The sequence below is a fragment of the Agrobacterium sp. 22-214-1 genome, assembly GCF_053522465.1.
In genome coordinates, this window is record NZ_JBNWCK010000001.1 from 1,535,844 (window position 1) to 1,557,193 (window position 21,350).

The following is a 21,350-nucleotide window of genomic DNA, read 5'->3' on the forward strand; positions in this document are numbered from 1 at the left end:
CGGACAAGCCCTGCCGCCCGGAACCATTTGCCCGAGGTCCGAGCCGTGACTGTCTATCTGCCGATTGCAGAACTGTCGGTGAATATTTTCATCATTCTCGGCATGGGCGCGGCCGTCGGTTTTCTTTCCGGCATGTTCGGCGTGGGCGGCGGTTTTCTGATTACGCCGCTTCTGATTTTCTACAATATTCCGCCTGTGGTGGCCGTGGCGACGGGTGCAAACCAGGTGGTCGCCTCCTCCGTGTCAGGCTCGATCACGCATTTCCGGCGCGGCACGCTCGACGTCAAGCTCGGTAGCGTGCTGCTTGTGGGCGGTCTAGTGGGGGCGACGGTCGGCGTGTGGATATTCTCTTTCCTGCGCAGCATCGGCCAGCTCGATCTCATCGTATCGCTCCTTTACGTCATACTGCTCGGCACCGTCGGCGGGCTGATGCTGAAGGAAAGCATTTCGGCGCTTCGCCGCGCCGCCCGCAACGAAACCGTGACGCTGCGCCGGCCGGGCCACCACAACTGGGTGCACCGCCTGCCGCTGAAAATGCGGTTCAAGAAATCGAAGATCTATCTCAGCATCATTCCCATCGTCACGCTGGGTTTCGGCATCGGCATCCTCACCTCGATCATGGGTGTGGGGGGCGGCTTCATCATGGTGCCGGCGATGATCTATCTCTTACGCATCCCCACCAGCGTGGTTGTCGGCACCTCGCTGTTCCAGATCATTTTCGTAACCGCCTATACGACCGTCGTTCAGGCCGCGACCAACTATTCCGTCGATGTGGTGCTGGCCTTCATCCTGATGGTGGCGGGCGTCATCGGCGCGCAATATGGCGTGCGCGTCGGCCAGAAACTGCGCGGCGAACAGCTGCGCGCCCTGCTTGCGCTTCTCGTTCTCGCTGTTGCGCTTCGCCTTGCCGTATCGCTGGTGGTGCGACCGGAAGACCTGTTTTCGGTGGCCGTCGGGGGGTTAGGTTATTGACCCGCCATTTGCTGCTTGCCGCCCTTGCGCTGGCCTCATGTCTCACCTTCGGGCAGACCGCCTCGGCCCAGACACCGCCGCTTGCCCTGCCACCCGGCCCGCAGCAGCGATCCCTGCTGGAAAATATCGAAATCGGCGCATCGACGACCGAAATTCCAATTGCTTCCGATTTTCGCGGCGCGGATTTCACGCTTTTCGGCGCGCTGAACAATACCGACCAGTTGCTGCTCGCCATCGGGCAATACGACATCGTCGTGACGCTCGAGGGACCGAGCGACTATATGACCGTGCGCAAAAAGGAACGCGTTGCAGGCATCTGGATCAATACCAGCGCCATCACCTTCACGCCGCTGCCGGAATCCTATTCCATGGCCAGCACGCGCAATATCAGCGATGTCGCCTCGCCTGGAACGCTCCGCGCCATGGGGCTTGGCGTCGACCATCTGTCACTGAAAAGCGCGGTCTTTTCCGGCGTGCCCGACAATGTCTTCGATTTTCAGGAAGCCTATCGGCGTCTGAAGCTTTCCAGCGGCATCTATCGTAACGACACGACCGGGGTGCGGCTGGAACGCACCGGCCTGTTCTGGGCGACTTTGCGCCTGCCGGCCAACGTGCCGAACGGTGTGCACACCGCCCGCGCCTATCTCTTCAAGAGCGGCAAATTCATCGCCCAGCGCGAACTGAAACTGCGCGTCGTCAAAACCGGTATGGAGCAGGCGATCACCGACGCCGCGCATCAGACGCCGCTTGCCTATGGCGCGCTCTGCGTTCTGCTTGCCGTCGTGACCGGCTGGGGCGCCAGCATCATCTTCCGCAAGGACTGATCGGTTTTCATCCCGCAAAAGAGAGCGTCTGCCGCCCCTGTCGGCAAAGATAGCATTCGCTTCCGCCATCGGTTTGCAGTAAAATTCAAGGCGTTACAATCGTACATGCAGCTCAGGGCGGCATGTGCGGTTGTGACCGGGATGAAAAGGAGAAATGTCATGTTCAAGCACATTCTCATTCCCACCGATGGCTCGCCGCTGGCGCAGATCGCAATCGACCAAGGGTTCGCTCTCGCCAAGGAGGCAGGCGCAAAGGTGACCGTCGTGACGGTATCGGAACCCTTTCACGTGATTGCCAGCGATGTCGAAGATATTGCCGCCATTGCCGAAGAAGAATTCCACCGCTGCGAAGAAGCGGAACATCTGCTGAGAGATACGCAGGCGCAGGCCACTTCCATGGGGCTAGATTGCGAAGCGCTGCTGGCGCGGGCGGGAAGGCCCGACGAGGCGATCATCGAAGCCGCCAACAGGAGCGGCTGCGATCTCATCGCCATGGCCTCACACCGGCGCAGGAGCTTCGTGGAAATGCTGCTCGGCAGCGTCACGGCCAAGGTGCTGAAGAATTCGAAGATACCGGTGCTGGTCTACCGGCAATAGAGCATTTCCAGTAAAGCTGCGTTGCGGTTTTACGTCCGGAAAAGACGCTCAGCCGAGAAGATTTGAAAACCGCACCGAATAGATGCGGTCCCTCCCCATCAGATGCGCGACGAGAGCGGCATGATCGAACAGGCCGCGCATGGCTTTGTGCCGCAGATCCAGCCCGCCGCTCATGACCCCGAAAGCCGGCATCAACAGACGCGAACCGTCGGTGGCGAAACAGGGCCGCCGCACCGTCTTTTCACGGCGGCGGACCGTGGCAGAGGGATGCAGGTGCCCGGCGATCTCGCCGGCGGCATCGCCCGGTTTCGGCTCGTGGCGGAAGACGAGAGTGCCGTAAAACATCTCGTCCACCGAAGAGCCCGGCAGATCGACCGTGCCGTCGGGATCGTGATTGCCGTTGATCCATATCCATTCGCGGCCACGGGCCATGTCGCGGATGAGCTCGCGCAACGGCAGCGGCAGATGCTCGGAACCGACGCGGTCGTGGAAATTATCGCCAAGGCTGACCACGATCTTCGGATCGTAACGGCTGACGAGGGAGGAGAGGATTTTAAGCGTGGCGATGGTGTCGTAAGGCGGCAGCATACGTCCGCGCCGGGCGAACGCCGCGCCTTTTTCCAGATGCAGGTCGGAGACGACGAGCAGCGACAGGTCCGGCAGGTAAAGCCCGCCCAAAGGATCGCACCAGGCGGCAACGCCATTGATGGCGGTTTCGCTGCCGAGGCATTCGAAGCCATTGGAAAACCTGTCGCTCAATGTCAGCCGGCTCAGCACTTTTGCCTTTGTTCCTTCATTCAGCTCAGATGTTTCAGGACATCGCTTCCGCGATCAGTTCGTCTGCGGCTTCGGCCAGCACATCGTCCATCGCCTCGCCCGCCACCGTCTCGCGGCCGATTTCCAGCATGACGGGAACGGCGAGCGGCGAGACATGTTCCAGCGCGCGATGGGTGGTGTGACCCTTGATTCGCCTCAGCATATCGCCAAGACGGCCAATGTCCAAAAGTCCCGCCGCGGCATCGCGCCGCGTCGCTTCGAACAGAATGTGGTCAGGCTCATGGCTGCGAAGAACATCATAAATAAGATCGGCGGAGACCGTGACCTGTCTGCCGGTCTTTTCCTTGCCCGGATGGCGGCGCTCGATCAGCCCGGAAATGACGGCGCAATTGCGGAAGGTGCGTTTCAGCATGAAGGATTCGTCCAGCCACGCCTCCAGATCGTCGCCCAGCATGTCCTCGTCCAGCAGGTCTGCAAGCGACAGGCGGCGGGATTTCAGCCGTCTGCCGATGTCCTCCATGGCCCAGATGGCGAGCGAATAATCGGTGGCGACGAAACCCATCGGTTTTGCGCCCGCGCGTTCCAGCCGTCGCGTCAAAAGCATGCCGAGCGTCTGGTGTGCCAAGCGTCCCTCGAAGGGATACATGACCATGAAGAAGCGCTTGCGGAAGGGGAAGGTCTCCACCAGCAGCTCGTCGCGCTTTGGAATGATCGACTTTTCCTTCTGGATCGCCAGCCAGTCGCGCACCTGATCCGGCAGGGCATGCCAGCGCGCCGGGTCTGCCAGCATGGAGCGCACTTGATCCGCTAGGTAGGTGGAGAGCGGAAACTTGCCGCCGGCATAGGAGGGTATCTTCGGGTCCATGGAGAAGGCCTGTGAGACCAGGCATTCATTCTCCCTGATGCCTTCGAAGCGCAGCACCTTGCCGGCGAAGAGGAAGGTATCGCCCTGCACTAGCTGCTCTAGGAAATATTCCTCGACCTTGCCGAGCGACATGCCGCCGCGCCCGACCGTGCCTTTGGCATTGCGCTTGACCATCCGGACGTTCAATTCCGCTGCCTCGACGATGGTGCCGAGGTTGAGGCGATATTGCTGCGCGACCGCCGGATTGGAGACGCGCCAGCGGCCGTCCTTCATCTGGCGGATGCGGGCGTAACGTTCATAGGTGCGCAGCGCATAACCGCCGGTGGCGGTGAAATCCACCACCCTATCGAAGGTAGTCCGCGGCAGGTCGGCATAGGGCGAAGCGCTAGTCACTTCACGATAGAGATCATCCGCATCGAAGGGCTCGGCGCAGGCCATGCCGAGCACATGCTGGGCAAGAACATCGAGCGCGCCCTCGGCAATCGGCGGCGTATCCTGCGCACCGATATAGTTCGCATCAAGGGCTGCCCGGCACTCCATCACCTCGAAACGGTTGGCGGGAACGAGGATCGCCTTTGACGGCTCATCCATGCGATGATTGGCGCGGCCGATGCGCTGGGCCAGGCGGCTTGCGCCCTTCGGCGCGCCGACATGCACGACGAGATCGACATCGCCCCAGTCTATGCCGAGATCGAGCGTGGAGGTGGCGACGACGGCGCGCAATTTGTTTTCCGCCATGGCCGCTTCCACCCTGCGGCGCTGGCCGGCATCCAGCGAGCCGTGATGCAGCGCAATCGGCAGATTGTCGTCATTGATGGTCCAGAGTTCCTGGAAGATCAGCTCCGCCTGCGAACGCGTGTTGACGAAGATCAGCGTCGTCTGATGGTCCTTCAGCGCGGCGTACAAATCCTTCATGGCATAACGCGCCGAATGGCCGGACCACGGGATGCGCTCTTCCGTGCTCAGGATGAAGATATCCGGCTTTGCCCCGCCTTCGACGGTGATGAGGCCGGCGGGCGGCTCAGCCTGTCCCTGCGGCGCGAGGTAACGGCGCAAATCCATCGGCTCCGCCACCGTGGCCGAAAGGCCGATGAAGCGCACATCGGGTGCGTGCCGACGCACCCGGGCCAGCGCCAGCGACAGCAGATGGCCGCGTTTGGAGGTGACGAGCGAATGCAACTCATCGAGCACCACATATTTCAGGTCACGGAAAAAGCGCTCGGCCTCCTTGTTGGCGAGCAGAAGGGAGACCTGTTCCGGTGTCGTCAGCAGAATGTCTGGCGGCTTCACCTTCTGGCGCTGGCGTTTGCCCTGCGGCGTATCGCCGGTGCGGGTCTCGATGGAAATCGGCAGGCCCATTTCAGAGACGGGCCTGGTGAGGTTGCGTTCGATATCCACCGCCAACGCCTTGAGCGGCGAGATATAGAGCGTGTGCACGCCGACGAAGCCGGAGCCCGGCGGCACCTTGCCGCGCTCTGCCAGATCAGTTAGCGAGGCCATGAAGCCGCCCAGCGTCTTGCCGGCACCTGTCGGCGCGATCAGCAGCATGTTCTCGCCGCCGCGCGCCCGCGCCATCAGCTCCAATTGATGCGCGCGCGGAGACCACCCCTTTTCGGCAAACCATTTCTGGAATGGAAGGGGCAAAGCGCCGACATGCGTGCCGGAAATGGGAGACTCGGTGTGTTTCACGTCTTCAAGGTAGTGAAAAACCTGCAAAAAAGAAGGGAGGAACGGGACCGCTTGACAGAAAGCATAATCGCGGATAAATTTTATCCACGATTATGAAACGAACCGCACAGGGACAAGTCGGATGAAACTCGGCGACGGCGTGGAACAGGCCATTCACAGCGTGGGCATGCTGGCGGGACTTTCCGAAGGTGGCGTGCTGTCGGCAGCGGCGCTGGCGGAATTTCACGGCGTTTCCACGAGCTACCTGCTGAAGCATCTCCAGTCGCTGTCCAATGCCGGGATTGTCGCCACCGTGCCGGGGCCGAAGGGCGGTTATCGTCTGGCAAGGGCAACCGACAGAATCACCCTTCTCGATATCGTGCTGGCCGTCGAAGGGCCGCAGCCTGCCTTCCGCTGCGCGGAAATCCGCCAGCGCGGGCCGAACCCCTTGCCGGGGCGTTATTTCACCAAGCCCTGCGGCATCAATGCCGCGATGCTGAAAGCGGAGAAGGCCTATCGGGCCGAACTCGCCAAAACCACCATCGCCGACATTCTGGGCGACCTTGCCGCCAATGACGACGGCGGGATTGCCGCGCGCGGCTGCGCCTTTCTGGAGCTGAACGAGCGTAAAACAGCGACGCGCTGATACAGCCACACCTTAACCAACCCAATGCCGGTCAGCCCGACAGCTTTCCGGACCGATGACGCATGACTTCAAACAGATCCAACCAATGGAGAGACCCATGAAAACCCGTATCAACTATGCCAAAGCATCCCCCGAAGCCTTCAAGGCAGTCATGGCTCTGGAGAATTATGTCCAGGGCAGCGGGCTGGAGCGCCGCTTCGTTCACCTCATCAAGCTGCGTGCCTCGATCATCAACGGCTGCGCTTTCTGTGTGGACATGCATGTGAAGGAGAGCCGCCATGACGGGCTTTCCGAACAATGGATCAACCTGATGAGCGTGTGGCGGGAATCCCCCGTTTATACCCAGCAGGAACGGGCGCTGCTCGGCTGGGTGGACGCGGTGACGAAGATTGCCGAAACCGGCGCTCCGGATGACGCCTTCGAGACGCTGAAGGCGCATTTTTCCGATGAGGAGATCGTGAAGATCACCGTCGCCATCGGCGCGATCAACACCTGGAACCGCATCGCCGTCGGTTTCCGCTCGCAGCATCCGGTGGATGCGGCTGCGAAGGCGGCGTGACCTCTTAAACCCAAAACGGGCGGCCGCTACATGGCGATGTAGCGGTCGTTTCTGTGATTGATGGCGAGCGTGAGGTTCATGACCAGCGCGCCGAGGATGGAGCAGATGATGACGAAAGGTGTGGCCACGAAGAACGAGCAGGCCAGCACCATGCCGTCGAAGGCGAGCTGCACGAGGCCCGCGCGCCAGCCGAAACGATCCTGCAGATAAAGCGCCAATATGCCGAAACCGCCGAGGCTGGTGCGGTGGCGAAATAGCGCCAGCATGCCGGCCGCAACCGTCAGCCCGCCGAAAAGTGCAGCGGCAACCGGGTTGATGCTCTGAAAGGCAAAAAACCCAGGCATATATTCCGACAGCAGCGCCGTCATGGCGATGGCGCAGAAGGTCTTGACCGTGAAGGCAAGGCCGAGGCGACGGAAGGCGAGATAATAAAACGGCAGATTGACGAGGAAGAACACCGCGCCGAAGCTGAAGCCGGTGGAATAATGCGCCAGAAAGGCAAGGCCGACGGTGCCACCGGTGAGCAGACCGGCGGCGGAAAGCAACGTTACGCCGAGCGAGACGAGCATGCTGCCGGCCAGAACGCCCTGGGCATCCTCCAGCAGCGAATGACGATCGGGCGCGGAAGCCCAGATATTCAAGCGCTTGCGTGCAGTCGTATCGACCATGCCTGTTCCCCTGATTTTCCGGCCTCTGTCGAGCTATTGCGCAAAAGCGCGATGGATTTCAAGCGTGCTTCGCTCAACGCACAACGATGTATCTGTCCGAGCGGTGATTGATGGCCAGAAACATGTTGAGCACGAAAGCGCCGACAATCGAATAGACAACCGTGGCCGGATCGATGACGAGGAAGGCGCAGAGCATCACGAAGGCATCGAAGGCGAGCTGGATCAGACCAGCGCGGATGCCGAAGCGATCCTGAATATAGATGGCGAGAATGCCGATACCGCCGAGGCTGGCGCGGTGACGATAAAGCGCCAGCAAGCCGTAACCCAGCAGCAGGCCGCCAAGCAGCGCCGCCCAGAGCGGGTTGATGCTGTCGATCACCATCCAGCGCGCTTCCACTTCCGTCAGCACCGAAACGAGGCCGATGGCGATGAAGGTCTTGAAGGAGAAGGCAAGACCGAGGCGTCGGAAGGACAGGTAATAAAACGGCAGATTGACGAGGAAGAACAGGAGGCCGAAGCTGATACCGAAGGCATAATGAAGCAGGAAGGCGACGCCGGCGGTGCCGCCGGTCAGAAGGCCGACCTTGTTCAGAAGATAAAAGCCGAGCGCCGACACGATGGCACCGGTGACGATGCCCTGCACGTCTTCCACCGGCGCATGTTTGGCCGGATCGGAACTCCACATGCCGTAAACGCTTCTCGTTCTGCTCACGCTTTTTTCCTCAGCTTCAGGCATATTTTGCACTGCAAAAAACATCTGAGCAAGATGGATACGTAAGGAAGCCTGACCTATCGCAAAAATGGCAAGAAACGGAATGTTCAGGCTTTGGCACGGGCAAGAAAAAGAATGCCGGAAAGGGGTTTTCCGGCATCCTTGCGAATGGTGGTTTTGCGGATTTCGATGAGGGAAAAGCCCGTCCGCTCAAGAAGCTCGGTCACGTAGCTCTTCGAATGGGCGTAACGAAGGGATTCCCGCAGCACGAAACCGTCTTCCTCCCCCGCATCCTCCACCGAAAAGGCAAAAAAGCCTGAAGGCGCAAGCAGGGCGGAAACGAGCGGCATGACGGTTTCGAGACTGCCGAGATACATCATCACATCGGCGGCGGCCACAAGGCCGGCGCGGTGCTGCGCAAGCGTGGGGGTGAAGAGCCCCGAGGCCTCCGGCTCCAGCGAAAGATCAGCCTGGTCGAGATGATCGTAAAGCCCCTTTTCCTCCGCCTTGGCCAGCATGTTCTGGGAAATATCGAAACCTTCCAGCCGGTTTGCGAAAGCGCGGATTTCAACGCCAAGGAGACCGGTGCCGCAGCCAATATCGACAATGGTGTCGAACGCGCCGCTTCCCGCCGCCTTGCCGATCAGTTCCGCCAGCTTTTGCGGCACGCTGTAATCCAGCTTTTCCACGAGCGAGGTTTCGAAACGGTCGGCATAATCGTCGAAGAGCCCTTCCACATAGCGGCTTGGCGGTTGCTCGGGCGTTTCGGCGGCGCCGAGAACCGCGAGTTTCAGCTCGGCTGCAAACAGTCCTTCGGTGTCCAGCTCGGCGACTTTCCCGTAGGCCGCCACGGCTTTCTCCGTTTCGCCCGCTTTTTCGTGATATTCCCCGAAGCGAAACCAACCCGCCGTCCACCCCGGCGCGAGCTCCAGCGCCTGTTCCATGAGTTCGGCGGCGGCGGGAAAGTCACCGCTCTCCGCCAGCATGCGGGCATAATCCGCCCGGCGGTCGGCAATGATGTCACCGGAAGAAAACTGGTTTGGGGCCATTCAAGATTCCTGAGAAGATGTCGGCTGTCATTTATCAAGCCATAAAAAAACTCAAGTCCTATTTCATGGCGGCCTCGTGGAATTGGCGAATTTGACGCGATATAGTGCGGCGAAACTTGCATCGAAGCGTCGTGCTTCATATGTCAGGACAAAATAGGAGACGTGCTGATGGCCGGTGAGGTCAACAAAATGCTGGGTGACACGGTGGCCCGTACCGTGGTGAAACTGCTGGTGGTTTCATTGCTCGTCGGCTTTCTGATGGCGATCTTCGGATTGACGCCATGGAACATCATCTACGGCGCGCGCGATTTCGTGGTCGACCTGTGGCGCAGCGGTTTCCATGCGCTGGGCGCGATCGGCGACTATCTGATCCTCGGGGCAACGATCGTCATTCCGGTTTTCATCATCCTGCGCCTGCTGAGCTACCGCCGCTGACATGACCCACTCCACGTTTCAAACGCTTTCACGGCGCAGCTTCGTGCTGCTTTCCGCCGGCTCCGTTCTTTCCGCCTGCGTTTCCATGCCCACCAACAAGGGCATGCCCTCCGGCACCCGCGACGAGACGGCGGCGGCCCTTCCCATGGTCAACGATCTGCGCCGCTCCAAGGGGCTTTCGCCGCTTGCCATCAATGGCGCGGCAAGCGGTGCTGCCGCCTATCAGGCCGGCCGCATGGTCAAGGCGCAGAAGATGGCGCATCTGATCGGCCTGACCGACAGTTTCCTGATCCGCATGAAAGACGGCAATGTGCCGCTTCCGGCAGCGGAAAACGTGGCTGCCGGGCAGGACAGCGTCGAGCGGGTAGTGAAGGCCTGGATCGGCTCACAACATCACCTCGAAAACATGCTCGGGCCCTATAACGGCCTCGGCGTCGCGGTCGCCTATGACGCGGCCAGCCGCAACCGGCCCTATTGGGCGATGGTGCTCTGCGCTTGAGATAGTGGTGGGTTTTTGGGCGGAAAACACTCATATTTTTCGCCATTCCGCCGGCTCCCTCCACACTTGACGTCATCCTCGGCCCTGTGCCGAGGATCTAATCAAGTCCAATAAAATCAATCGGTTGCAGATCCTCGGGACAAGCCCGAGGATGACGGAGGAGAGGTTTGAGCCCCCCTTTTAACAGCCGCCAGCGCTTGGATTATATAGACACGCCTCTTCAGCCAGCGGACAACCCGTCGCCAGCCCTTAGTCTCCGATTGATCGCCTTGCGGACACGCCGCCATTTCCTCTGTTCAAAACTCCGGCTGCGGTGCCAGGCCGCATATTCTTCCATCAGCGCCCATTCTTCTGGGTCATTGGGGTGATCCCGCATCACCTGCTCGGCAATCCCTTCGATTGCTGCACGGGGAGTGAATCGCGGCAGGAACACGGCCGCCCACAGGGTCCAGCAGACGGCAACGAGGATTGGCAATGCCGCCGCAGCGATTGCCAGCCATTTCCAAATGAGCAGAAGGAAATCCGACATAATTCGTAACCAACGGCGTATAAATCCATAATTCGTACTTGTATTACGAATTATTTGATAATCGCAACACCGTTTCCTTCTTTTGGCGCGCTTCACCTCCGAATGTCATAGCGGAGGTACAGCTTGTCGCTTGCAATCATATTCGGAACAAATCTGCGTAATCTGCGTAAGGCGAAACACCTGACGCAGGCGGAGCTTGCCGAAAAGGCTTCACTATCGACCGAGATGATCAGCAGGATCGAGCGCGGCAACACCTCGCCATCTTTCATGACGATCGAAAAGTTGTCCGAAATATTGGATGTGCCGGAGGTCGTTTTTTTCGGCGTCGGGCTGGTTGTGACGACGGATAGCGAGAGGACCCGCATTCTTTCAAAGATTCAGACCAAGCTCTCGCGCCTGAACGAGGACCAGTTGGTCCGTGCCGACAGGATGCTGAGCGTGCTCACCGATTGAAAGCGGCATCATACCTGCCAGACACGCCTGCGTCGTCCGATGAATAGCAAACGTCGACATACACTCCGACGTCATTCTCGGGCCTGTCCCGAGAATCTGCAACCGATTGATTTTATTCGACATGACTAGATCCTCGGCACGGGGCCGAGGATGACTGATGAGAGGTTTGAGAGCCTTTCGGTAAATCGTGCGCTCAGCCGAGCTTGCGATCCGCCCAGCGGTCCACCGCGCTGTCGCGCAGGTCGCGAATGGACTGTACGCCCTCGCGGGCGACCAGCTTCGACAGGCCCTTGACGATGGACGACGGCAGGCCGGGGCCCTCATAAACCATGCAGGAATAGAGCTGAACCAGATCGGCCCCTGCCCTCACCTTTTCCAGTGCCGTTTCCGCCGATGAGACGCCACCGACGCCGATGATCGGCAGGTTACCGCCGACGCGCCGGCGCATTTTGGCGAGAACCGTGGTGGAAAGCTCGAACAGCGGCTTGCCGGACAGGCCGCCGGCCTCGCCCTTGTGCGGGCCGGGTCGCAGGCCTTCGCGGGAGAGCGTGGTGTTCGAGACGATCAAGCCATCGAGATCATGGGCGAGCGCCTCCTCGGCAACGTCGTCCAGCCCCTCTTCGGTCAGATCGGGCGCGATCTTGAGGAAGACCGGGATGCGTTTGCCGAAGCGTTCGGCTTCCACTTTCCGGCGTTCCAGCACGGCGGCGAGAAGGGCGGCAAGGCTTTCGCGCGCCTGAAGATCGCGCAGGCCGGGCGTGTTGGGCGAGGAAATATTGACGGTGAAATAGGATGCGACCGAATAAAACGCCTCGATGCCCTGTACATAATCGGCGATGCGGTCTTCGCTATCCTTGTTGGCGCCGATATTGACACCGACGATACCGCGCAGCTTTGCCTGCTTCAGGCGCTCCAGCGCAGCCGCATGGCCTTCATTGTTGAAGCCGAGGCGATTGATGACACCTTCGTCTTCGACCAGACGGAAGATACGCGGCCTGGGATTGCCGGATTGCGCCTTGGGCGTGACGGTGCCGATTTCGGTAAAGCCGAAACCGAGCCTCAGAAGCGGCCCCGGCACTTCCGCATTCTTGTCGTAACCCGCCGCCATGCCGAGCGGATTGGGGAAGACGAGGCCAGCCACGGTCTGCTGCAGACGCGGATCGTGCGGCACCATGCAGGTGGGCAGGAAGCCGCTTTTCAGCGCCGCAATGGACAGGCCATGCGCCTTTTCCGGATCGACCAGAAACAGGCCCTTGCGGCCGATCGAGGAAAATAATCCGCTCATCACAAAATCTCCGGAAACTGGTGCTGGCCGTCGTGACCGAGCGAAAGCGGCGTTTCCCAAAGCACGGCGGTCAAGGGAAGAGGCGCATAAAGATGCGGGAAAAGATCGCCGCCTCTGGAGGGTTCATAAACCAGCTTGTCGCCGAGGGCCGCGCCGTCGACCGCGATCAGAAGCAGATCGACCTGGCCGGAAAAATGTCGTGCGGCGGTCTCGGCCGCCTGTTTTGCCGTTGAGAAATGAATGAAGCCGTCGGTCAGGTCGATGGCCGCACCTTCGAAGACGCCCTTCGCCTTTGCCGCGCTCCATAACGTCTCCGGCACGATTTTATAGATGATCGCGGGCGTTTCCTGCATACGGCTCTCCAAGGCTTTCCACTCAGCGGGATTTGCCGCAAAGCTCGAAGATTGTCCACAGTTTCCACGGCATTTTTATTGCGGAGAGCCTGAAAGGCCGCCTGTCCACAAGCTTTTCCTTGTAATGCGGGACCGATTGGCGCAACCTTTCGCGGAGGAGCCGGACGTGTTTCGACCACCGGCAAATGGGAGTGAGCCAGTATCAGAAAAAGAACCGCATAACGCCCTTGGGAGGGGGCCAGAATGTCGGAACTTGTCATTATCATAGCAGATGACCACCCGCTTTTTCGCGGCGCCCTGACACAGGCCGTATCCGGCCTCGACGGGCAACAGAGCATTATTGAAGCCGGGGATTTCGAGGCCGCCCGAAGTGCAGCCGCAGCGCGCAACGACGCCGATCTCATGCTTCTCGACCTCGCCATGCCGGGGGTGAGTGGATTTTCAGGCCTGATGGCGCTCCGGGCGGAATTCTCCAGCCTGCCGATCGTCATCGTTTCGGCAACGGACGATGCGACCACCGTGCGCCGCTCCATCGAACTCGGTGCTTCCGGTTTCATTTCCAAATCCTCGGGTATCGACGATATCAGGGACGGCATCCGTGCGGTTCTGGAAGGCGATGTCTGGATACCGGCGGGCCATCAGGGCGACAAGGAACAGGATCCTGACGTGGCGGATCTCATCGGCAGGCTCAGAACGCTGACGCCGCAGCAAAGCCGGGTTCTGGGCATGCTGGCCGAAGGGCTGCTGAACAAGCAGATCGCCTATGAGCTCAATGTTTCCGAAGCCACCATCAAGGCGCATGTCTCCGCGATCCTGCTGAAGCTCAAGGTCGACAGCCGCACCCAGGCGGTGATCCAGCTCGCCAAGATAAATACATCGGCCATGGTGGCGTAGAAAAGGATTTTATTCCTTTCCTTGCTTTACTCCTGACCGGATATGGTCTAGATTCCGGTCAGTAAACGACAGGAGCTTTTCCGCTATCGGCTCCACTTGCGGGCTTTCTATCATGCTGTCACACGAGACGATCTGGAGCGCCATCGATACGCTTGCCGAACGCCACCAGCTAACGCCTTCGGCATTGGCGAAGCGCGCCGGCCTCGATCCGACCTCGTTCAATAAATCGAAACGTTTCGGGCCGGATGGCCGCAAACGCTGGCCTTCGACGGAATCCGTCTCCAAGGTGCTGGAGGCGACGGGAGCAAGCGTCGACCAGTTTTTCGGTTATGCTTTCGGCAGGGCGCAGACCATGCAGCCTTCCGGCGCCGACAACGCCATTCCCCTGCTCGGCTTCGCGCAGGCGGGCTCCGGCGGCTTTTTCGACGATGGCGGTTTTCCGGCGGGTCAGGGCTGGGATGTGGTGGAATTCCCCTCCTCTCCCGAGCGCAGGCAGGGCGTCTATGCGCTGGAGGTGCAGGGCGAGAGCATGATGCCGCTCTACCGTGACGGCGATATCCTCATCGTGGAGCCCGGCGCGCAGGTGCGGCGCGGCGACCGCGTGGTGCTGAAAAGCCGCGACGGCGAAGTGATGGCCAAGGTGCTGGCGCGGCAAAGCCCCAAAAACATCGAGCTTCTTTCGCTCAACCCGGAACATCCGAACCGCAGCTTCGACATGGCCGATGTGGAATGGATCGCCCGCATCATCTGGGCCAGCCAATAACCCGCAACTGCGTTTTCCACGGTATCGACCGGGCAGGCGCGCTGAGAATATTCCTTTAAAGACCGAGTGTCCTTGCGGCGGCATCGACCGTCATGATCTTCGCACCACCCGACACCGCCCTGCGGACGAGACCCTGAAATCTGCCTTCCGGACAACCGTAAAAGCTCGGCGTCTGCGAAACATCATGGGTGAAGATGATGAGCCAGCCGCCTTTTTGCAGAACATCCTCCAGCCAGCCATCGGCGGCGTCGAGATAGTTTTGATCCGAACGCAACTCGACCGCGGCAAGATTATGCGGGTCGACACTGCCCCGGTTGATCCCCGGCATGATGCCGCGCGCCGTCCTGAACCGGCGTCGCAGCAGCGGCTGCATGACCGGTGAGGCCATGCCGAAGGGAACGGAGAAATTGCGCCCGTGGCGGCTTGCATCGAACGAGCCGAGCACGCGGTCATTGCGATCGAGATCCTCCTCGAGCCCCCGTCGGGAAAAGCTCGAGAGTTTGCGATGGGAAAAGGTGTGGCAGGCAAGCTCATGGCCGGCCGCCGCCAGTTCCGAGCAGCCTTTCGCGGAAATCATCTGCTGCTGTCCATCGTATTGGTCGATGAACACGCCGGCGATGTAAAACGTGCCGCAAACGCCCTCGTTTTCCAGAATGCGCGCACCAGCCGTCCAGGCGCTTGCCGGCACATCGTCGAATGTGAAGGACACGATCGGTTCGGACGTTTCGATCCGCACCGCCGGTCCCGGGAAATAGCGCACCAGCCGATTATTGATCCGGTCGGTAAAAGTCCCGATTTTTTGCGTCATACAAAGCCCCCCGGCCTGTCTGCAAATTACTGTCCCTCTTCGAGTATGTCGTAAGCCTGATGCCTCAAACAATAGATTGCGATCAGAAGAGAAGACCAGATAGGCCCGGTTCCGGTAAAGAAATTACTCTCTAAACACGAAGAAAGTAACGCATACACCCAAATTCTTGCAAAAAGTCGGGTCAGGCCCGGATCCGTGCCCTTATCCACCGCCGTGCGGAAATCGTTCGCGGGTATTATGACCAACCAGATAACGGTGAGAATGAAGGCCGGCAGGCCGCCGTTCAGCAGACTTTCAATATAGCCATTATGGGCATGGAAGGCCGTGACCGCCCAGGTGCCGGCAATATCGGCCTGTGACAGAAGCCGGTCGCTCGCCCAGAATGCCTGGAACCCCTGACCGAAGATCGGCGATTGCGCGAAAGTATCGAAGGACAGCCGCCATATGTCCGTCCGCCCGGTGAAGGTGGAATCGATGCCCAGGCTTTCGACAAAATTCTGTATGCTTGGAAAATAGGTGGAGCCGACCGCGGATATGTTGATGAAGGCCAGAAGACCGCCGATCATCAACAAAGTGCGGTTGGCATGCCTTTCCATGATCCAGATCAGCGCCACGGTGACGGGCAACAGCATGGCTGCGGTTTTTCCGTTGGTCTTCCACAGGAAGAACCCCGCCAGCAGCGTGATGGCGAGGCCGCCCAGCGCCGACCAGGCGTTGCGCAGGTAAAGCCCGATCATGAAGAGAATGATCATCGCCGGCGCGGCGGCGTTCTTGTGATTGAAGATACCGCGCCAGTCACCCGCCAGCGCTTTTTCATCGAGATCATAGGGCTGATGGATCGAGCGCGAGCTGAGGAAGATTACCCCCAGATAACACAGCACCAGGAGAATGATGGCAAAGATGGCCATCATCCGGTCGAACTGCCGCCGGTCGCGCGGCATGACGACAAGGACGCTGGTGATGAAGCACAGGAGCGCCGTGAAGATCAGACGTTGCAGCGACGTGCCGGGCTGGGTTCCAATCACCGAGCATATCGCCAGCCAGAAGAACAGCAGCAGAATGGGCAGCCGCGGCCGCAGCAGAAGCCCCGTCAGCCGGTGGCGCAGCGCAAAAACGCCGAGGATCAATGCGATCACGAGGCCGGTCAGCTGGTTTGCGGCGGCGTGCGGCACGGGCGGTGCTGAGAGATTTTCGAAAGGCGCGACGGAAATCCAGATATAGAGCATGGTGGCGACGAAAAAAAACGCGTCGCGCCGGCTGCCGGCAAGGGATATGGCGCTGCCTTGCGCAGAGACAGGCTGCGTATCAGCCAAACGCGGCATGGTCGCCTGCATCGAAAATGGGTAGTCGGATCATTGGCCTGCCTTGTGACGAACAACGAAACCCTTCTGAAACAGGGCCATGTCCAAATAACCATAAACAGTCATTATCATCATTATTATGCAATTGCTTTAACCCTCTCTTACCTCAAGAGGGATAAGACAGGATAAACTGCCATTCATTCGGGTCGCGGACTTTCGCTTTATTGGCCGGTTGCGGCTTTTTCAGTTCGCCAGATTTTAAAAAGCAGCGCAGTCATTTTTGAATTCGCCCGGCAATGCCGGAAAACATGGAGAATGAGGTGTCGTTCAATACGCCGCGGCTCGGCCATCTAGTCAGACTGGGATTGACCTACATGGCATCCGGCGGAGCGCTCCTCATGTCCAGCGCCGCTCAGCTTCTGACCTTCGCGCTGCTTGCCCGCCATCTCGGTGTCGAACAATTCGCGCTTTACGCCTCCATCACGGCCGTCACCAATCTCGGTGTCCAGATCTGCGGTATCGGTTCGCAGGAATCGCTGATCCGCCGTGTCGCGCAGGATCGCAGCATGTTTCCCATCATGCTCGGCCACAGCTATCTCTTGAGCGCCGCGACAGGCGTGGTGCTGACCATCATCGGCATGGTGACGATCCCGGTATTTTTCCCGACCTCGGAAACATTGCTGCACACGCTGATCACCACCTTCCTGATCCTGTTTACGAACCTCGTCCTCCTGAAAGTCATCTCGCTTTCCACGCAGAGCTTCATCGCCCATTCCGACTTCGCCTCCGCCAACAAGCTGGAAGTGATGTTTGCCGTCGCCCGCACCATTGCCGCGGTGGTCGCCTGCCTCATCTTCAAGGTGGAAACGGTGGAGGCCTGGGCATTGTGGAACCTTGCGGCCCACACCATTGCGGCCATGATCTCGGTCAAGGCAATAGCGAGACTCGGCAGCCCGGTGTTCCGTATCGTGCGTGAGGAAATCCGCATCGGCGTCCTGTTTTCCACCCAGTTCCTGTTCAAGGCCGTGCGCGGCAATGCCGATATTCTCGTTCTCGGCGCCATTGCCAGCGCCGAGGTCCTTGGCAGCTATTCCATCGCCCGGCGCATTCTCGACAGTTCCTATCTCTCCGTCGAGGCTCTCAACCGGCTGATCTATCCGGGTTCGGCTTCTGCCGCCCTGCAGGGCATCAGCAAGACCATAGAACGCGCCTATAACGTGCTGAAGGCCGCACTTTTCATCGCGACCGGCAGTGCGCTCGTCATTTTCATCATCGCGCCCTTCCTGCCGCTTTTGTTCGGCGATGAATATGTTTCACTGCCCATCATCACCCGCGTGCTTTGCTGGGCGGTTCTGCCCATGGCCGTTGCCGCCACCGCACTCGAGGCGCTCGGCGCATCCGGGCGGCAGGATATTCGCGCGAAGATCTGGAACAGCGGCAACCTCATCGGCTCCGTCATCGTCGCTTTCTTCACCTGGTCATTCAGTATTTCGGGAACGATCGGCAGCTATTTCATGGTGGAAACCGCCATCGCCGCCGCCGTATGGATCGCGCTGCTGCGCCTGCGCCGCAATGAAGAGGTTTTCGCGCCAGCAAAATAGGAGCTGGCGTAAGAACCGATCCGGTGGCTGGCTCTCCCTAATAGAGCCCGTAGGGGAAATAACGCCGATAGATTTCTTCCAGCCGGCCGTTGCGGGAAAGGGCCGCCAGCGCCTGATCGAAAGCCGGAACAAGCACGTTGTCGGGATCGACGGTCATGATGGACAGGCCTTCACCGAGAAACCTGTCGGACATATAGGGACCGCCGAAGAGGGCGCAACAGCCTTCGGAAGCGCTTCCTGAAACCCAGAAAGGCAGGCGCAGACCATCGGCGAAGATGGCGTCCACCTTGCCTTTCTTCAGCGCGTCATACATCGGCTCGTAGCCATCGAAGCCCTCGGCCGCAGCCTTTGGAAAGAACGCCTTTAGCATCTGTTCGTGCCGCGAGCCGGCAACCACACCCACCTTCTTTCCCGAAAGCGCATCGGCACCGGAGCCGGTGAATTTCGCCGCCTTGTTCACCGCGAGACGGGCGGGCATCAGGAGATAGGGCCGCGAGAAGGTAAAACTCTTGCGCAGGTCGGCGGTGGTGGCGAGGCCGGAAATCACCGCTTCGCCCTCGCCCATTTCAAGCGCTGCCTCCAGCTCGTCAAACGGCAGCGCCTGCACCTGGCATTTGCTTTCGACCTTCAGCTGCGCGCAGATTTCACGCACCAGATCGACATGGAAACCCGCAAGCCGGCCTTCCTGATCGGTAAAATTGAAGGGCGGGAAATCGACCGACATCAGAAATCTGATGCGGGGAACGGAAGAAAGATCGCCGCCCGGAAATCGCTCCTGCGCATCGAACAGCACCGGCATCCGGTTCCCGTCCGACAGGCCCTCCGCACGTACATCGCTAAAAAAACCAGTAAATTGTAAAGCGAAAGCTAAAGTAAATCCGAGACTTATATTTCGCGTTACATTCTTCATTCTCATCTATACTATCCGTGACAGGAAGTGGGGCGTTACCATGACGGCGGCGGCGATGCATGGATTATTCTAGGCAATATACACGAGATTCGTTTCGCACGACGCCGGCGACACGAAAAATTGCATTTTCCCATGTCAGTGAAAATCCTCTTTCAACCGCTTCCGAACAGGACCAGGCCGGACAGGCCCGCTTTCTCTCTTCGCTGGGATTTGGCAGGCCCTATATCGAGGCATTCGAACAACGGGCTCTGGAAAATGGCTCGACTTTGGAGGACGAATTGCTGGCAAGCGGTCTCGTCACGACGGATGCCTATTTCGGCGCTTTCGCCAGATTCCTGCGATTGCCGTTTCTCCCGGAAATCGGGCCGGACCGGGTGATGGACTTGAATAAGCTGGACACTCAGCTCTCCGAGCCAAGGTTCCTGCGGCTGACACCGTTGAACGGCACGCCAACGCTGCTGATCGTGCCGGAACTGGCGCGGATGGCGTCGCTTAAGAACATGCTGGATCAGCGTCCGGGTCTTCTCGGCGAATTTGCCGTGACAACCCCGCAGGCCATGCGCAGCGCAATCTGGAAAGCGGGCGAGGCCCGCCGCTCGGCGGAAACCCAGCAGCGGCTTTTCAACACGGCGCCGCACCATTCTGCCAGGATCACGCTGCATGGCCAGCAGGGTTTTTGCAGCGGCGTTCTCCTTACCCTGCTCATTCTGTCGCTGCTGTTTTACACGGAAGCGGCATTTGCGTATCTCCATGTCACCCTGACGATGCTTTACCTTTTGACCCTGCTTTTCAGGCTGTTCGCCCTCTTCCATCTACCCATGGAAAAGGACGCCACCTTGCCTCTTCGGCAGGAAAACGAATTGCCTGTCTATACCGTTCTGGTGGCGCTTTACCGGGAAGAGGCCGTCGTCGGACAGCTCATCGGCGCATTGGAACGTCTGGACTGGCCCAAATCCCGGCTGGACATCAAGCTTGTCTGCGAGGCGGACGACCGCGCGACGATCGAGGCGATCCAGCGGATGGATCCCGGCCCGCATATGGAGGTCGTCAGGGTGCCGCCCTCCCTGCCGCGCACCAAACCCAAAGCCCTCACTTACGCGCTTTCCGGCGCGCGTGGCGCATTCGTTGTGGTCTATGATGCCGAGGATCGGCCCCATCCGCAGCAATTGCGCGAAGCCCATGCCGCCTTCCGCAACAAGCCGGATAAGGTGGCCTGCCTGCAGGCGCCGCTTATCATCAGCAATGCCTCTTCTTCCTGGCTCAGCACCTGTTTCGCATTGGAATATTCCGGCCTCTTCCGCTGCATGTTACCTGCCCTTGCCGCACACGGTTTGCCGCTGCCGCTTGGCGGCACCTCCAATCATTTCCGGACCGCCGTGCTGCGGAAGGCCGGCGCCTGGGACCCCTATAATGTAACGGAAGATGCAGATCTCGGCCTCCGGCTGCACCGGCTGGGTTATCGTTGCGGCGTTATCCGGCGACAGACACTGGAGGATGCGCCGACCTCACTACCCGTGTGGCTGAACCAGCGAACACGCTGGTACAAGGGCTGGCTGCAAAGCTGGCTGGTGATGACCCGTGCGCCCGTTGCGACCGCGCGCGACATGGGATGGTTTGCCTATGTGGTCTTTCAACTGCTGATCGGCGGCATGCTTCTGTCGTCACTGGCGCACCCCCTGCTCTTCGTTTCGCTCGCATTCATGACCATCGCCCTCCGGGAAAATGGCGCCGACCTGCTGCTCACCTGGCAGGGCCTTCTGTTTTTTATCGATGTACTGAATATCGTCGGAAGCTACACGATCTTCGTGCTGATGGGCCGAAGCAGAATGATCGCTTATGAAAGAAGGCATGTCGGAAGGCGGTGGCTTGCAATGCCCGCATATTGGCTGATGCTGTCCATCGCGGCCTGGCGGGCCGTGGTGGAACTCAAAACCAAACCCTTCGCATGGCACAAGACGCCGCACGCACCGGTCGTCAAAACACCTGATGATCCGGCATCATCGGCAGAGCCAAAACAGTCCTGATACTTCTTTCGACCAGCCGCGGCAGCGGCTCATAGCTTCAGTCACATTGCTGGTGCCAGCAAAGCCACTTCACACTTTCCACCACCGCCGTCATCGATAACAGGAGCCAGTGCCTTGCCGAACGAAGCTCCTCCTCCGGCAAGGTCCGTCATTTCATC

The 21,350-nt window shown here is 59.6% G+C and carries 23 protein-coding genes; 12 read left to right on the forward strand and 11 right to left on the reverse strand.

What is annotated here, in order from left to right; genetic code table 11:
- Positions 1-45: 45 nt before the first annotated feature.
- The 3 genes from ACQZ5G_RS07695 to ACQZ5G_RS07705 all read left to right on the forward strand — a co-directional run bounded on the left by ACQZ5G_RS07695 (position 46) and on the right by ACQZ5G_RS07705 (position 2,393).
- Positions 46-972 carry a sulfite exporter TauE/SafE family protein gene (locus tag ACQZ5G_RS07695; protein ID WP_003522786.1) on the forward strand — a complete coding sequence of 309 codons (927 nt, stop codon included), beginning with the start codon at positions 46-48 and terminating at the stop codon, positions 970-972.
- Complete coding sequence (locus tag ACQZ5G_RS07700; RefSeq protein WP_035265149.1) at positions 969-1,796, forward strand: TIGR02186 family protein; 828 nt, start codon at positions 969-971, stop codon at positions 1,794-1,796. Before ACQZ5G_RS07695 ends, ACQZ5G_RS07700 begins: the two co-directional genes overlap by 4 nt.
- Positions 1,797-1,955: 159 nt before the next feature.
- Entirely contained in the window at positions 1,956-2,393 is a 438-nt protein-coding gene (locus ACQZ5G_RS07705) for a universal stress protein (RefSeq protein WP_003522788.1), read from the forward strand.
- A 48-nt stretch (positions 2,394-2,441) separates the two neighbouring features.
- Here ACQZ5G_RS07705 and pdeM read toward each other — a convergent pair whose 3' ends face one another.
- Positions 2,442-3,170: a ligase-associated DNA damage response endonuclease PdeM gene (gene pdeM, locus ACQZ5G_RS07710; protein WP_065654494.1), complete on the reverse strand. Its 729-nt coding sequence runs from the start codon at positions 3,168-3,170 to the stop codon at positions 2,442-2,444.
- A 34-nt stretch (positions 3,171-3,204) separates the two neighbouring features.
- On the reverse strand, positions 3,205-5,724 hold the full coding sequence (locus ACQZ5G_RS07715) for a ligase-associated DNA damage response DEXH box helicase (RefSeq protein ID WP_448737273.1): 2,520 nt from the start codon (positions 5,722-5,724) through the stop codon (positions 3,205-3,207).
- Between the two features lie 121 nt (positions 5,725-5,845).
- Between ACQZ5G_RS07715 and ACQZ5G_RS07720 the strand changes: the two genes are divergently transcribed.
- Positions 5,846-6,349, forward strand: coding sequence for an RrF2 family transcriptional regulator (locus ACQZ5G_RS07720; protein WP_003519926.1), 504 nt, complete (start codon positions 5,846-5,848; stop codon positions 6,347-6,349).
- Positions 6,350-6,446: 97 nt separating this feature from the next.
- Positions 6,447-6,908, forward strand: a complete 462-nt coding sequence (locus ACQZ5G_RS07725; RefSeq protein ID WP_006698962.1) for a carboxymuconolactone decarboxylase family protein — start codon at positions 6,447-6,449, stop codon at positions 6,906-6,908.
- 26 nt (positions 6,909-6,934) lie between these two features.
- Here the strand turns inward: ACQZ5G_RS07725 and ACQZ5G_RS07730 are convergent, their stop codons facing one another.
- From ACQZ5G_RS07730 to ACQZ5G_RS07740, 3 genes are all read right to left on the reverse strand, one after another.
- Positions 6,935-7,576: a YitT family protein gene (locus ACQZ5G_RS07730; protein ID WP_142778644.1), complete on the reverse strand. Its 642-nt coding sequence runs from the start codon at positions 7,574-7,576 to the stop codon at positions 6,935-6,937.
- A gap of 73 nt (positions 7,577-7,649) precedes the next feature.
- Positions 7,650-8,261, reverse strand: coding sequence for a YitT family protein (locus ACQZ5G_RS07735; RefSeq protein ID WP_035236585.1), 612 nt, complete (start codon positions 8,259-8,261; stop codon positions 7,650-7,652).
- A 134-nt stretch (positions 8,262-8,395) separates the two neighbouring features.
- On the reverse strand, positions 8,396-9,337 hold the full coding sequence (locus ACQZ5G_RS07740) for a methyltransferase domain-containing protein (RefSeq protein WP_448737272.1): 942 nt from the start codon (positions 9,335-9,337) through the stop codon (positions 8,396-8,398).
- A gap of 168 nt (positions 9,338-9,505) precedes the next feature.
- Here ACQZ5G_RS07740 and ACQZ5G_RS07745 point away from each other — a divergent pair, with 168 nt between their 5' ends.
- Complete coding sequence (locus ACQZ5G_RS07745) at positions 9,506-9,772, forward strand: DUF6460 domain-containing protein (protein WP_003493739.1); 267 nt, start codon at positions 9,506-9,508, stop codon at positions 9,770-9,772.
- Position 9,773: 1 nt separating this feature from the next.
- Positions 9,774-10,271, forward strand: coding sequence for a CAP domain-containing protein (locus ACQZ5G_RS07750; RefSeq protein ID WP_448737271.1), 498 nt, complete (start codon positions 9,774-9,776; stop codon positions 10,269-10,271).
- A 220-nt stretch (positions 10,272-10,491) separates the two neighbouring features.
- Here the strand turns inward: ACQZ5G_RS07750 and ACQZ5G_RS07755 are convergent, their stop codons facing one another.
- Complete coding sequence (locus tag ACQZ5G_RS07755; RefSeq protein WP_448737270.1) at positions 10,492-10,800, reverse strand: hypothetical protein; 309 nt, start codon at positions 10,798-10,800, stop codon at positions 10,492-10,494.
- A gap of 123 nt (positions 10,801-10,923) precedes the next feature.
- Between ACQZ5G_RS07755 and ACQZ5G_RS07760 the strand changes: the two genes are divergently transcribed.
- Positions 10,924-11,253, forward strand: a complete 330-nt coding sequence (locus ACQZ5G_RS07760; RefSeq protein WP_035265137.1) for a helix-turn-helix domain-containing protein — start codon at positions 10,924-10,926, stop codon at positions 11,251-11,253.
- A gap of 193 nt (positions 11,254-11,446) precedes the next feature.
- On the opposite strand, the gene ACQZ5G_RS07765 is transcribed toward ACQZ5G_RS07760, so the two are convergent.
- On the reverse strand, positions 11,447-12,538 hold the full coding sequence (locus tag ACQZ5G_RS07765) for a quinone-dependent dihydroorotate dehydrogenase (RefSeq protein ID WP_448737269.1): 1,092 nt from the start codon (positions 12,536-12,538) through the stop codon (positions 11,447-11,449).
- Positions 12,538-12,891: a DUF952 domain-containing protein gene (locus tag ACQZ5G_RS07770; protein WP_059759483.1), complete on the reverse strand. Its 354-nt coding sequence runs from the start codon at positions 12,889-12,891 to the stop codon at positions 12,538-12,540. The genes ACQZ5G_RS07765 and ACQZ5G_RS07770 overlap by 1 nt, the downstream gene beginning before the upstream one ends.
- Before the next feature lie 243 nt (positions 12,892-13,134).
- Here ACQZ5G_RS07770 and ACQZ5G_RS07775 point away from each other — a divergent pair, with 243 nt between their 5' ends.
- Together ACQZ5G_RS07775 and ACQZ5G_RS07780 are read left to right on the forward strand one after the other, a co-directional pair.
- Complete coding sequence (locus ACQZ5G_RS07775) at positions 13,135-13,785, forward strand: response regulator (protein WP_448737268.1); 651 nt, start codon at positions 13,135-13,137, stop codon at positions 13,783-13,785.
- A 112-nt stretch (positions 13,786-13,897) separates the two neighbouring features.
- Positions 13,898-14,548: a S24 family peptidase gene (locus ACQZ5G_RS07780; protein ID WP_003519935.1), complete on the forward strand. Its 651-nt coding sequence runs from the start codon at positions 13,898-13,900 to the stop codon at positions 14,546-14,548.
- Between the two features lie 55 nt (positions 14,549-14,603).
- Here the strand turns inward: ACQZ5G_RS07780 and ACQZ5G_RS07785 are convergent, their stop codons facing one another.
- A complete protein-coding gene (locus ACQZ5G_RS07785; RefSeq protein ID WP_003519936.1) occupies positions 14,604-15,356 on the reverse strand; it encodes a polysaccharide deacetylase family protein in 753 nt (250 codons plus the stop codon).
- A gap of 26 nt (positions 15,357-15,382) precedes the next feature.
- Complete coding sequence (gene uppY, locus ACQZ5G_RS07790; RefSeq protein WP_448737267.1) at positions 15,383-16,678, reverse strand: Wzy-type polysaccharide biosynthesis protein UppY; 1,296 nt, start codon at positions 16,676-16,678, stop codon at positions 15,383-15,385.
- A 287-nt stretch (positions 16,679-16,965) separates the two neighbouring features.
- Between uppY and uppX the strand changes: the two genes are divergently transcribed.
- Positions 16,966-18,258, forward strand: coding sequence for a Wzx-type polysaccharide biosynthesis protein UppX (gene uppX / locus ACQZ5G_RS07795; RefSeq protein WP_448737266.1), 1,293 nt, complete (start codon positions 16,966-16,968; stop codon positions 18,256-18,258).
- A gap of 37 nt (positions 18,259-18,295) precedes the next feature.
- Here uppX and ACQZ5G_RS07800 read toward each other — a convergent pair whose 3' ends face one another.
- On the reverse strand, positions 18,296-19,057 hold the full coding sequence (locus ACQZ5G_RS07800; protein ID WP_035265120.1) for a transporter substrate-binding domain-containing protein: 762 nt from the start codon (positions 19,055-19,057) through the stop codon (positions 18,296-18,298).
- 170 nt (positions 19,058-19,227) lie between these two features.
- Here ACQZ5G_RS07800 and ACQZ5G_RS07805 point away from each other — a divergent pair, with 170 nt between their 5' ends.
- Complete coding sequence (locus ACQZ5G_RS07805) at positions 19,228-21,192, forward strand: glycosyltransferase family 2 protein (protein WP_448737265.1); 1,965 nt, start codon at positions 19,228-19,230, stop codon at positions 21,190-21,192.
- The last annotated feature ends 158 nt before the right edge of the window (positions 21,193-21,350 follow it).

What these genes read in the sequence shown, in the direction of transcription:
- ACQZ5G_RS07750 (WP_448737271.1), top strand. Translation starts at nt 9,774, where the DNA reads ATGACCCACTCCACGTTTCAAACGCTTTCACGGCGCAGCTTCGTGCTG.
- ACQZ5G_RS07770 (WP_059759483.1), bottom strand. Translation starts at nt 12,891, where the DNA reads ATGCAGGAAACGCCCGCGATCATCTATAAAATCGTGCCGGAGACGTTA.
- ACQZ5G_RS07765 (WP_448737269.1), bottom strand. Translation starts at nt 12,538, where the DNA reads ATGAGCGGATTATTTTCCTCGATCGGCCGCAAGGGCCTGTTTCTGGTC.
- ACQZ5G_RS07775 (WP_448737268.1), top strand. Translation starts at nt 13,135, where the DNA reads ATGTCGGAACTTGTCATTATCATAGCAGATGACCACCCGCTTTTTCGC.
- uppX (WP_448737266.1), top strand. Translation starts at nt 16,966, where the DNA reads ATGGAGAATGAGGTGTCGTTCAATACGCCGCGGCTCGGCCATCTAGTC.
- ACQZ5G_RS07730 (WP_142778644.1), bottom strand. Translation starts at nt 7,576, where the DNA reads ATGGTCGATACGACTGCACGCAAGCGCTTGAATATCTGGGCTTCCGCG.
- ACQZ5G_RS07705 (WP_003522788.1), top strand. Translation starts at nt 1,956, where the DNA reads ATGTTCAAGCACATTCTCATTCCCACCGATGGCTCGCCGCTGGCGCAG.
- ACQZ5G_RS07780 (WP_003519935.1), top strand. Translation starts at nt 13,898, where the DNA reads ATGCTGTCACACGAGACGATCTGGAGCGCCATCGATACGCTTGCCGAA.
- ACQZ5G_RS07785 (WP_003519936.1), bottom strand. Translation starts at nt 15,356, where the DNA reads ATGACGCAAAAAATCGGGACTTTTACCGACCGGATCAATAATCGGCTG.
- ACQZ5G_RS07735 (WP_035236585.1), bottom strand. Translation starts at nt 8,261, where the DNA reads ATGTGGAGTTCCGATCCGGCCAAACATGCGCCGGTGGAAGACGTGCAG.
- ACQZ5G_RS07755 (WP_448737270.1), bottom strand. Translation starts at nt 10,800, where the DNA reads ATGTCGGATTTCCTTCTGCTCATTTGGAAATGGCTGGCAATCGCTGCG.
- ACQZ5G_RS07800 (WP_035265120.1), bottom strand. Translation starts at nt 19,057, where the DNA reads ATGCCGGTGCTGTTCGATGCGCAGGAGCGATTTCCGGGCGGCGATCTT.
- uppY (WP_448737267.1), bottom strand. Translation starts at nt 16,678, where the DNA reads ATGCCGCGTTTGGCTGATACGCAGCCTGTCTCTGCGCAAGGCAGCGCC.
- ACQZ5G_RS07740 (WP_448737272.1), bottom strand. Translation starts at nt 9,337, where the DNA reads ATGGCCCCAAACCAGTTTTCTTCCGGTGACATCATTGCCGACCGCCGG.
- ACQZ5G_RS07720 (WP_003519926.1), top strand. Translation starts at nt 5,846, where the DNA reads ATGAAACTCGGCGACGGCGTGGAACAGGCCATTCACAGCGTGGGCATG.
- ACQZ5G_RS07745 (WP_003493739.1), top strand. Translation starts at nt 9,506, where the DNA reads ATGGCCGGTGAGGTCAACAAAATGCTGGGTGACACGGTGGCCCGTACC.
- ACQZ5G_RS07725 (WP_006698962.1), top strand. Translation starts at nt 6,447, where the DNA reads ATGAAAACCCGTATCAACTATGCCAAAGCATCCCCCGAAGCCTTCAAG.
- ACQZ5G_RS07805 (WP_448737265.1), top strand. Translation starts at nt 19,228, where the DNA reads ATGGATTATTCTAGGCAATATACACGAGATTCGTTTCGCACGACGCCG.